Raw genomic sequence first — 337 nt, 5'->3', positions numbered from 1 at the left:
TTTCATTATTCGCCTTGATATACTTACTCATTGACCGTTTCCGGTTCCTCTGTGGTTGAGAATCTTTCATTATTCGCCTTGATATACTTAACTCAACGAGCGCACGGAAGATGTTCAGGTTGAGAATCTTTCATTATTCGCCTTGATATACTTACTCGAAGAATGGGGCGTGCGCCGCTTTGGTTGAGAATCTTTCATTATTCGCCTTGATATACTTACCACCAATCCACGCCTTAACACGGTTTGGTTGAGAATCTTTCATTATTCGCCTTGATATACTTAACTCCCCTCAGCTCCTCTTTGTCGGGTTGTTGAGAATCTTTCATTATTCGCCTTG

Source organism: Rothia sp. HMSC065C03, assembly GCF_001837295.1.
In the GTDB taxonomy this organism is placed as follows: Bacteria; Actinomycetota; Actinomycetes; order Actinomycetales; family Micrococcaceae; genus Rothia.
This window is presented reverse-complemented; position numbering follows the sequence as displayed.